General features: G+C 69.3%; 4 protein-coding genes. All 4 read left to right on the top strand.

Features of this window, described 5'->3' with window-relative positions:
* The first annotated feature begins 15 nt into the window (after nucleotides 1-15).
* Genes ACTG4X_RS22095 through ACTG4X_RS22080 form a run of 4 tightly spaced genes read left to right on the top strand, consistent with a single transcriptional unit; the run spans nucleotide 16 to nucleotide 11,400 of the window.
* Nucleotides 16-8,292, top strand: a complete 8,277-nt coding sequence (locus ACTG4X_RS22095) for an amino acid adenylation domain-containing protein (RefSeq protein ID WP_440531932.1) — start codon at nucleotides 16-18, stop codon at nucleotides 8,290-8,292.
* 2 nt (nucleotides 8,293-8,294) lie between these two features.
* A complete protein-coding gene (locus tag ACTG4X_RS22090; protein ID WP_440531931.1) occupies nucleotides 8,295-9,245 on the top strand; it encodes a TauD/TfdA family dioxygenase in 951 nt (316 codons plus the stop codon).
* A 41-nt stretch (nucleotides 9,246-9,286) separates the two neighbouring features.
* Entirely contained in the window at nucleotides 9,287-10,231 is a 945-nt protein-coding gene (locus tag ACTG4X_RS22085) for a TauD/TfdA family dioxygenase (RefSeq protein ID WP_440531930.1), read from the top strand.
* Nucleotides 10,228-11,400 carry a hypothetical protein gene (locus ACTG4X_RS22080; protein WP_440531929.1) on the top strand — a complete coding sequence of 391 codons (1,173 nt, stop codon included), beginning with the start codon at nucleotides 10,228-10,230 and terminating at the stop codon, nucleotides 11,398-11,400. The genes ACTG4X_RS22085 and ACTG4X_RS22080 overlap by 4 nt, the downstream gene beginning before the upstream one ends.
* Nucleotide 11,401 lies beyond the last annotated feature (1 nt).

Here is an 11,401-nt window from a genome sequence, read left to right as displayed (position 1 = left end):
GTGGAAGTCGCGAGCATGAAATCGCTGGATGCGCCGGCCCTGATCGGCCTGCTCGAGCAGCGCCGGTTCGAAGCGCGGATCGAGCAGGGCGAACTGGTGGTGAAGGCGCCGCGCGGCGTGCTGACCCCGAGCGTGATGGCATCGCTGAAGCTGCACAAGCAGGCGCTGCTGAGCTGGGTTGCGGCCAACGGCGAACGCGCCGCGCCGGCACCGGTGGTGCAACAGGCGCGGATCACCCCGCAAATGTTGCCGCTGGTGCGGCTGGAGCAGGCCCAGATCGACCGCATCGTCGCCGCCACTCCGGGCGGGGCCGGCAACGTGCAGGACATCTATCCGCTGGCGCCGCTGCAGGAGGGCATCCTGTTCCACCACCTGCTGCAACAGCAGGGCGATGCCTACCTGACCCGTCTGCTGATGGGCTTCGACAGCCGCGAGTTGCTGGACCGTTTCGTTGCCGCGATGAACGAGGTGATCGCACGCCAGGACGTGCTGCGCACCGCAGTGCAGTGGGACGGCCTGGCTGAGCCGGTGCAGGTGGTGTGGCGGCGCGCGCAGCTTGAGCTGGAGACGCTGGAGTTCGCCGACGAAGTGCATGCGCGTTTGCAGGCCCACGCCGATCCGGGGCGCTATCGCCTCGACGTGCGCCGGGCGCCGATGATGCGCGGCTTCGCTGCCTTCGATGCGGCCAGCGGGCTCTGGCTGTTGCAGATGCTCTACCACCACCTGGTGATGGACCACGTCACCATGGAGCTGCTGGTGCACGAAGTCGGCTTGGTGATGCAAGGCCGCCGGGCCGAGCTGCCCGAGCCGGTGCCGTTCCGCAACTTCGTCGCGCAGGCACGGCTGTCCGCGCGCGAGGCCGTGCACGAGCAGTTCTTCCGCGCGATGCTCGGCGACGTCGAGCAGCCGACCGCGCCCTTCGACCTGCTCGACGTGCGAGGCAACGGCAGCGACGCGGTGCAGGCGAAGCTCAGGCTCGAACCGACGTTGTGCGCCGGACTGCGCCGCGTGGCGCGGGCGCGCGGGGTCAGCCCTGCCTGCGTGTTCCACCTGGCGTGGGCGCAGGTGCTGGGACGTTGCAGCGCACGCGAGGACGTGGTGTTCGGCACAGTGCTGTTCGGGCGCCTGCAGGGCGGCGCCGGCGCCGATCGCGCCATGGGCATGTTCATCAACACCCTGCCGCTGCGGGTGCGGCTGGACGGGCGCAGCGCCGGCACGGCGCTCGAAGAGACCGCGACCAGGCTCGCCGAATTGCTGCGCCACGAGCACGCGCCGCTGACGCTGGCCCAGCGTTGCAGCGGGCTGGCCGCGAACATGCCGCTGTTCTCGGCGCTGCTGAACTATCGCCACAGCCGCGAGGAGACGACGTCGCAAGACGAGGAAGGCATCCCCGGCATCCGTTATCTCGACAGCCGCGACCGCACCAACTATCCGTTCGTGCTGCACGTCGACGACCATGGCGAGAGCTTCTCCGTCACCGCTGAGATCGTCGAGCGCGTGGACGCCGCACGCATTGCCGGCTGGGTGCGCGAAACCTTGGAGCATCTGGTGCACGCGCTGGACCAGGCGCCAGACACGCCGATGCACGCGATCGAGACCCTGCCGGCGGCCGAGCGCGCACAGGTCGTGCAAGGCTTCAATGCCACTCACCGGGACCACAGCGCCGACGGCGAACTGGTGCATGCGCTGTTCGAGCACCAGGCCGGGCGCGACCCGTCCGCATTGGCGCTGGAGTTCGGAGCGCAGCGGCTGAGCTACGGCGAGCTGGAGGCCCAGGCGAACCAACTGGCCCGGCATCTGGGCAGTCTTGGCGTCGGCCCCGACGAGCGCGTCGCGATCTGCCTTGAGAACGGTCCGGCGCTGGTGGTCGCGATCCTGGCCACGCTCAAGGCCGGCGGCGCGTATGTGCCGCTGGACCCCGCCCATCCTGACGAACGGCTGGCGCACATGCTCGGCGACAGCGCGCCGCGCGTGCTGCTGACGCAGGAGCGGCTCGCCTGGCGACTGCACGCGCCAGCGGCCTGCAAATGCGTGCTGCTCGACGACATCGGCCAGGCGCCGTGGGCTCAGACCGCGGCGCAACGCCCCGACCCGCATGCGATGGGCCTGCGCGGCGAGCACCTGGCTTACGTGATCTACACATCAGGATCGACCGGCCGGCCCAAGAGCGTGGCGATGCCGCATCGCGGCCTGGTCAACCTGCTGGCCTGGCAGCGCGGGGTGCTGCCGGGCGCGGCGCGCACGCTGCAATTCGCCGCGCCCGGCTTCGATGTCGCGTTCCAGGAAATCTTCTCGACGCTGGCCGGCGGCGGCACCCTGGTGCTGCTGCACGAAGACCAGCGCCGGGACCTGCCCACGCTGGCCGACTGGCTCGGCGAGCAGCAGATCGAGCGGCTGTTCCTGCCCTGCATCGCGCTCAACGCCCTGAGCGAGCTGTGGTCGCAGCGCGAAGCGCCACTGCCGGCGCTGCGCGACCTGGTCGTCGCCGGCGAGCAGTTGCGCATCACGCCGGCGATCCGGCGTCTGTTCGAAGGCAGCGGCGGCGCTCGCCTGCACAACCACTACGGCCCTACCGAAAGCCACGTGGTCACCACATGCACGCTGGCTGGCGCACCGGCGGATTGGGACGATCTGCCGCCGATCGGCACGCCGGTCGACAACTGCCAGATGTACCTGCTCGATGTGCAGCGCCGGCCGGTGCCGCGCGGCGTGGCAGGCGAGATCCACATCGCCGGCGTGCAGGTCGCCCGCGGCTACCTCAACCAGCCTGAACTGAGCGCCGAACGGTTCCTGGCCGACCCGTTCGCGGGTGACGCACATTCGCGCATGTACCGCACCGGCGACCTCGGACGCTGGCGCGACGACGGCACCATCGAATTCCTCGGCCGCAACGATCTCCAGGTCAAGGTGCGCGGCCATCGCGTCGAGCTGGGCGAGATCGAGGCGCGCCTGAACGAACTGCCCGGCGTGCGCGAAGCCGCGGTGATCGCGCGCGAAGACATGCCCGGCGACAAGCGCCTGGTCGCCTACATCGTGGGCGATGCGCAGGCAGCAGGCCCCGTCGAACTGCGCCAGCGCCTGGCCGCACAGCTGCCCGACCACATGCTGCCGGGCGCGTTCATGCCGCTCGAGGCCCTGCCGCTCACCCCGAACGGCAAGCTCGACCGCAAGGCCCTGCCGGCGCCGGACAGCCTGGCCTTCGTCCACCGCGCCTACGAGGCGACGATCGGCGAGATCGAGGACTCGCTGGCGCAGATCTGGTGCGAACTGCTCGGCATCGAACGCGTCGGGCGGCACGACAACTTCTTCGAGCTCGGCGGCCATTCGCTGCTCGCGATGCGCCTGATCTCGCAGCTGCGCGAGCGGCTCGGCGTCGAACTGCCGCTGCCTGTGCTGTTCACCCACCCGCAGCTGGCCGACCTCGCCCAGGACGTGGCCGAGGCAAGCCAGAACACGCTCAGCGCGATCACCCGCGCCGACCGCTCGGCACCCTTGCCGATGTCGTTCGCGCAGCAGCGCCTGTGGTTCATCTCCCGGGTCGATCCCGAGGCGAGCAAGGCCTATCACGTGCCCGATGCGGTGCGGCTGCGCGGCCCGCTCGATGTTGCTGCGCTGCAGGCCGCGTTCGACCGCATCGTCGAACGCCACGAGGTGCTGCGCACCCGGTTCGTCGGCATCGGCGGCCAGGCGCTCCAGGTCATCGATGACGCCCGCGGCTTCGCACTGCAGCGCGAAGACCTGCGCGGCGCTACCGAAGCCGAGCTGGAACCGATCCTGCGCGAGGAGGCGCTGCGTCCGTTCGACCTCGCACTGGGGCCGCTGATCCGCGGCCGCCTGCTCGCGCTTGGCCCCGACGACCACGTGCTGCTGGTGACCATGCACCACATCGTTTCCGACGGCTGGTCGGGCGGGGTGCTGGCCAATGAGTTCTCGGCGCTGTACCGCGCCTTGCGCGAAGGCCGGCCCGATCCGCTGCCGCCGCTGGCCATCCAGTACGCCGACTTCGGCATGTGGCAGCGCCAATGGCTGCAGGGGCCGCTGCTGCAGCAGCAGTTGCAGCAATGGGTGCAGCAGCTGCGCGGTGCGCCCGGCCTGCTCGATTTGCCGACCGACCGGCCGCGTCCGCCGGTGCAGGACTATCGCGGTGCCAACATCGCGATCGCGCTCGACGCCGGGCTCAGCCAGGGCCTGCGCGAGCTCGGCCAGCGCCACGGCACCACCCTGTACATGACCATGCTCGCGGCCTGGGCGGTGGTGCTGGGCCGGCTCAGCGGGCAGGATCAGGTGGTGATCGGCAGCTCGCACGCCGGCCGCAGCCGCGTCGAGGTCGAGCCGCTGATCGGCTTCTTCGTTAACACCCAGGCCCTGAAGATGGACCTGTCCGGCAGTCCTAGCGTGCAGGCGCTGCTGGCCCGGGCGCGGCAGATCGCGGTGCAGGCGCAGAGCCTGCAGGACGTGCCGTTCGAACGGCTGGTCGAGGCGCTCAACCCGCCGCGCTCGCTGGCCCACCATCCGGTGTTCCAGGTCATGCTGTCGTGGCACAACACGCCCAAGGCCGAACTCGACCTGGCCGGCCTGCAGGCGCAGAGCCTGGGCGGCGGGCCCGACAGCGCGCAGTTCGAGTTGTCGCTCGAACTGCGCGAGAGCGAGGACGGCATCGGCGGCCAGCTCAACTACGCCACGGCCCTGTTCGACGAGGCCACGGTCCGCCGCCAGTGGCGCTGCCTGGAGGCGGTGCTGCGCGCGATGGTTGCCGACGACAGCAAGCCGGTCGATCGCATCGACCTGCTCGATGCGCAGGAGCGCGAGACCACCGTGGAAGGCTTCAACGAAAGCCACGTTGCTGCCGCCGAACCGGTGTTGGTGCACGCGCTCATCGAAGAGCAGGCCGCACGGCAGCCTGACGCACAGGCGATCGAGTACGCGGGTGAGGCTCTCGGCTACGCCGAGCTCAATGCTCGCGCCAACCGGCTCGCCCATCACCTGCGCGCGCTCGGTGTGAAGCCCGACGACCGCGTCGCGATCTGTGCCGAGCGCAGCCTGGAGCTGGTCGTGGCGATGCTGGCCACGCTCAAGGCCGGCGGCGCCTACGTGCCGCTCGACCCGGTCTATCCGGACGAACGCCTGGCGCACATGCTGAGCGACAGTGGTGCGGTCGTGCTGCTGGCTCAGCAGCGCCTGGATGCACGGCTGCAGGCGCCCGGGCGCTGCGTTCGCGTGATGCTCGATGCGGCACAGCCGGACTGGGCCGGGGCCTCGTCCAGCAACCCGAACCCGGCCGCCGTCGGCCTCACGTCGGCGCACCTGGCCTATGTGATCTACACCTCGGGCTCGACCGGCACGCCCAAGGGCGTGATGGTCGAGCACCGCAACGTGGCGTATTTCCTCCATGCGATGGAAGCCTGCATCCACGGCGTGGCGCCCGATTGCCGGCGCGTGGCCTGGAACTCCTCGTTCGGTTTCGACATGGCGGTCAAGGCCTGGGGGCAGTTGGCGTTCGGCCGCAGCGTGTTCCTGCTGTCCGAGGCGGCGCGGCTCGGTGCGGAGGATCTCCTCGGCTTTCTGGAAGCGCATCGCATCGAGGTGATGGAGTGCACGCCCTCGCACCTGCGGCTGATGCAGGGCGCGGGCCTGCTACAGGGGCGCGCGCCGAGCCTGCGCAAGCTGCTGCTCGGCGGCGAGGCGATCGACGCAGCCACCTGGGGCGCATTGGCTGCCGTCGACGAGCGCCTGTTCTTCAACATGTACGGCCCGACCGAGTGCAGCGTCGATGCCAGCTGCGGAGTCGTCGACGGGCGCCGTCCGCATATCGGCCAAGTCATGCCGGGCGCACGCATCTATCTGCTGGACGAGGCCGCGCAGCCGGTGCCGGTCGGCGTGGCCGGCGAGATCCACATCGGCGGCGCCGGCGTGGCACGCGGCTACCTGGACCGTCCGGAACTCACCGCCGAACGTTTCCTGCGCGACCCGTTCGCGGGCGGCGCGCAGGCGCGCATGTACCGCACCGGCGACCTTGGCCGCTGGCGCGAGGACGGCACGCTCGAATACCTCGGGCGCAACGATTCGCAGATCAAGCTGCGCGGTTACCGCATCGAGCTGGGCGAGATCGAAGCACGCCTGGCGCAACAGTCGGGCGTGCGCGAGGCGGCGGTGATCGCGCGCGAAGACAGCCCCGGCGACAAGCGCCTGGTCGCCTACGTGGTCGCCCATGCGGTCGATGCGGTGGACCCGGCACAACTGCGCACCGACCTCGCCGCGCACCTGCCCGAGTACATGCTGCCCTCGGCCTTCGTCGCCCTCGATGCGCTTCCACTGACGCCCAACGGCAAGCTCGACCGCAAGGCGTTGCCGGCGCCGGACGGGCAGGGCCTGGCCCTGAGCCGCTACGAGCCGCCGCAGGGCGAGGTGGAGTGCGCCATCGCCGCACTGTGGTCGGAGCTGCTCGGGGTCGAGCGCGTCGGCCGCCACGACAACTTCTTCGACCTGGGTGGCTACTCGCTGATGGTGTTCCAGGTCATCGAGGGGTTGAAGCAGAAGGGCTACGAAGTCGCGCTGCAGGACGTGCTGCTGGCGCAGCAGTTGAGTGCGCTGGCGGCGCGGATCGGGAAGCCGCGCGATGGAGATGGCGTCGTAGCGAACGCGCAATGGGTGACGATCCGCAAGGGCGGTTCGCGGCGTCCGCTGGTGTTCATCCACGAGCCCAGCGGTGAAGTGCTGTCCTACGAGCGGCTGGCACAACGTATCGATCCCGAGGTCGGCCTGTACGGCATCCGCGCCGACCGCCATGCGGTGCATGCCGAGAGCCGGTATGAAGATCTGGCTGCGGGCTATGTGCGCCGGATCCGCGAGGCGCTGCCGCAGGGGCCGTACCGCCTGGCTGGCTGGTCGGCCGGTGGCGTGCTCGCCTTCGAGGTCGCGCGGCAATTGCTCGCACTGGGCGAGCGGGTCGAGTTCCTCGGTCTGATCGACAGCTGGTACCGCGGCGAGGGCGAGCGCGGTGTGTCCGAGCTGGGCTTGCACGACAGGAAGCTGCTGCTGGTGGCCTTCGCCGAGTACTACGGGCGCAAGCTGGAGGCGGCCGAGATCGCGCGGATCCTCGCCACCGAAGACCTGCCCGGGGCGATCGCGCTGGCGCGTGGCGAGGGGTGGCTGAAGAAGGACATGAGCCCGGCCGAGTTCGAAGCACGCGCCGGGCTCTGGTTCAACCTGCGCGCCGCTGCGCATCGCTATTACGCGCAGCCGCTGGAGATCGATACGCATCTGTTCGCGGCGCAGCCGGGTGATGCGGGCGATCCTTCCAACGGCTGGAGCGGGGTGCTCGGCAATCGCCTGCAGGTGCACCCTGTAGGCGGCGACCACTGGAGCATCATGATGGATGCCGGGCGCGCCGGCCGCGTCGGCAGCGCGATCGCTTCGATGCTGGCCCGCCTCGACGGCATGGCGCTGGAGCCGGGCGGCAGTGCCCGCTCGCCCGCACCGGGCGCCGCAGTGACCATCCGCACCGGCAATGCGCAAACGCGCAAGGTGTTCTGCCTGCCGGGCGCAGGCGCCAACGCCACTTCGTTCCTCGACTTTGCTGCACGCAGCCCCGGCGACGCCGGCTTCATCGGCCTGGAGGCGCCTGCGCTGCTCGGCCGTGACGGCGAGACGCCGACGTTGCAGGAAGCGGCGCGGCGCTATGTCGACACGATCCGCGGCCTGCAGCCGGTTGGGCCTTACCACCTGATCGGCCATTCGTTCGGCGGCTGGGTGGCGCTGGAAGCGGCCAGGCAGTTGAGCAAGGCCGGCTCCACGGTCGCGCCGGTGGTGCTGGTCGACACCCAGGCACCGCGAGCGGAAGGGCACGGCGATCACGGTTATGCACTGCGCGAGTACCTGGCGTTGATCGGACTGCAAAGCGATCAGGCGCACGGGCTCGACGCCGACACGCTGGCCGCGCTGCCGCCCACCGAACAGGCGCGGCCGATCTTCGAGGCGATGCGCTGCGGCCGGCTGCTGCCGGCCAACGCGCGGCTGGAGGACTTCGTGCCGGTGCTGGAGATGTTCTGCCGCCAGTGCGCGATCGGCTATCGGCCTCAGGGTGCGTTCGGCGGCCTGGCATTGCTGCTGCGCGCCTTTCCCGAAGAGGGCGGCGCCGACGAAGAAGCCGTCGATCTCGACGCCTGGCGCCTGCACGAGCCGCAACTGCGCAGCTTCGATGTGCCCGGCAGCGACCACCTGTCGATCCTCAAGCCGCCGCACGTCGATCGCGTGATAGAGATCGTCGGCCGCCACTGGTACCTGGGGCGATGAGCATGAGCGAGACCGATGAAAGCATCGGCAGCGGCTTTCCGCACTGCATCCACGCCGACTCTGCTCTGGCCGGGCGCGGCGCGGAGGAAGCCGGGGCCTGGTTCGAACAGGCGATGCCGAGCCTGGAGCCGGCGCTGCTGCGTGTCGGCGCGCTACTGTTTCGCGGCTTTCCCCTGCGCGAGGCCGAAGACTTCCGCCGCGTGGTCTCGGCGATGGCGCCGCAATTGCACGGCTACGCAGGCGGCACTTCGCCGCGCAGTCAGGTGGCCGAAGGCATCTACACCTCGACGGAATATCCGAAGCAGCTGGAGATTCCGCTGCACAACGAGATGTCGTACAGCGTGCGCTGGCCGCAGCGCCTGTATTTTTTCTGCGCGACCGCGCCGCAGACCGGCGGCGAAACGCCGCTGGCCGACTCGCGGCGCATCCTGCAGTCAATGCCTGCGCCTATCGTCGAGGAGTTCGAGCGCCGCCAGCTGATGTACGTGCGCAACCTCGCGCCAGCGCAATCGCGCTACAACGCCTGGAGCAAGGCCTTCGAGACGCAGGACCGCGAGCAGGTCGAGGCCTATTGCCGCGACATGGACATCGGCTGCGAATGGCAGCCTGGCGGCGGCCTGCGCATTCACGAGCGGCGGCCACCCACGCGCCTGCATCCGCTGACCGGCGAACGGGTCTGGTTCAACCAGGTGCATCTGTTCCACGCCTCCAACACACCAATGGCCAGCGCGGTCGATGCGCGCATTGAGGCCGGCCTGCCGATGGCGGCGTACTACGGCGACGGGGGCCGGATCGACAACGCCACCCTGGCCAGCGTGCGCGAGGTTCTGCGCGTGCAGCGGCGTACTTTTCGTTGGCAGCAGGGCGATCTGCTGGCGGTCGACAACGTGCTCGCGGCGCACGGGCGGCTGCCGTTCGACGGCCCGCGGCGGATTCTCGTGGCCATGTCCTGAACAGGCCGCTCCTCTTTCCAAACTCATCGCAAACCGAGCCCATGCAAATCACCTCCGCCTCGCGCGAACCGCTCGCGCCCTGGATCCGCCAACACCGCGACCGCATCGACGAAGCGCTGTGGAGTGACGGCCACGTGCTGTTCCGCGACTTCGACGTCGGCGGCCTCGATGGCTTCGAGTCCTCCGCCGCCTCGGCTTGCGACACGCTGTACAGGCACTACGGCGACCTGCCATTGGCCAGCGCCAGCGAGAACGTCTACTTCGCCACGCCGTACCCCAAGCACCTGGAGATCCGCTTCCACAACGAGGCTTCGCACACCCAGACCTGGCCGTCGCGCCAGTTGTTCTTCTGCCTGGAGCCGGCGTCCGAAGGCGGCGAATGGACCTTGTCGGACGGACGCAAGGTCATCGAGCGCCTGCCGGCAGAAATGCTCGATCGGTTCCGCGAGCTGGGCCTGGTCTACCGGCGCCGCTTCATCCGCGGCCTGGATGCCTCATGGGAGCAGTTCTTCAAGGTCAGCAGCCTGCAGGAGCTGCGCGAGAAGATCGCGCCGACCGGGCACGAGATCGACGCGATTTCGGAGAACGACCTCACTGTGTCGTATCGCACCCACGCGCTGCTGCAGATTCCAGAGCGCGACACCGAGGCCTGGTTCAACCAGATCCTGCTGCACCACCCCGACGCGCTGCCAACCGAAGTCGATGCCCTGCTGAGCAAGCACTTCCGGCGCGACCAGTTCCCGCGCACGGTGTTCTTCGGCGATAGCAGCCCGATCCCGGCCGGATGGGTGCGCACCATCGACCGGGTGCTGACCGAGTGCTCGGTCCGCATCCAGACCCAGGTCCACGACGTGCTGCTGGTCAACAACCTGCTGATGGCCCACGGGCGCCTGCCGTACAGCGGCAATCGCCAGGTTCGCGTCGCCCTGGGCGACATGCGCGACCACGCCACTGCCGCCACCGCCGCCATGAAGGAGCCGGCATGATGAAACGCCAGCACGTCGTCAGCGACTTCTTTCCCGAGGCCGAAGCCATGCGCACGGCCTACGACGGCAAGGTCAAGAATGCCTACAGGCAGACCGTGCATTGGCAATACTTCTGCGAGCCGCAGATGTACACCTACCTGCGCACGGTGCCGCAGCAGGTGTTTCCCGAGGCGCTGTGGGCGCGCTTCGACCAGCACCTGAGGCAGTGGTGCATCGACCACGTCGGCCTGATCCCGACCGGCGCGCCGAACCTGCACCTGATGGTCAACGGCTGCACCCTCGGCTTGCACAGCGACTTCCACAACGGCACCTGCGGCTTCGTCTACTCGCTCACGCGCTGGCAGACCCGCAAGTTCTCCGGCGGCGAAACCCTGCTGATGCGCGATGGCGTACCGAGCTACAAGAAGCACCACGTGCAGGGCGAGGTGCTGTACGAGTTGGTGCCGGCGCAGTTCAACCAGCTGCTGCTGTTCGACGACCGCATCGTCCACGGCACCCCGACCATCGAAGGCAGCATGGACCCTCTGGAAGGGCGCATCGCACTGGTCGGTCACCTGCGCGCCACCTCGCCAGTGGTGAACGGGCCGCTCGACGCCGCCGCCGCGCGCAAGGTGGTGTTCGAGTTCCATCGCTCGCTCGCCGAACCGATCAGGCCCTTCAAGGAAGTGCAGGGCGTGATGAGCTTCCGCATGGCCGTGGCGGCAGACGGCGGCGTGGCGTCGGTCGATGTGCTGACCGACAACTTCGTCACCGCGCAAAGCGGCTACGAGGCCAACGACGAAGTCGCCGCAGCGCGAGCGCTGGTGCTCGATGTCGCTGCCAGGCTGCGCTTTCCGGATGCGGGCGGACCGTCGAAGGTCATCGCCGCGGTGTTGCTGCCGCTGCCGGACCTGTGGCCCATCGAGATATCCATACCGCATGCCGGGCGCCCGGCCAGACTGCAGGAGTCCCTGAAGGCGCAGTTGAAGGAAGGCGAGGCGTTGGGCTTCAGGGTCGACGTGCAGGGCGACAGCTTTGCGGTGCGCGAGCCGCTGGCCGGCACGATCCGCATCGAGAGCAAACGCATCGTCGCCTCGTTCGATCCGCCGATGTGGGTGCCCTCGCAGCGCGAACAATTCCAGGCCGGGCTGAACGAGAAGCTGGGCATGCTCGCCAGGTACGGCGGCTGAG

The organism is Variovorax sp. YR566, from assembly GCF_051992195.1.
Lineage (GTDB): Bacteria > Pseudomonadota > Gammaproteobacteria > Burkholderiales > Burkholderiaceae_C > Variovorax.
The sequence above is the reverse complement of the archived record's forward strand: the minus strand, read 5'-3'. Positions and strand labels throughout refer to the sequence as shown.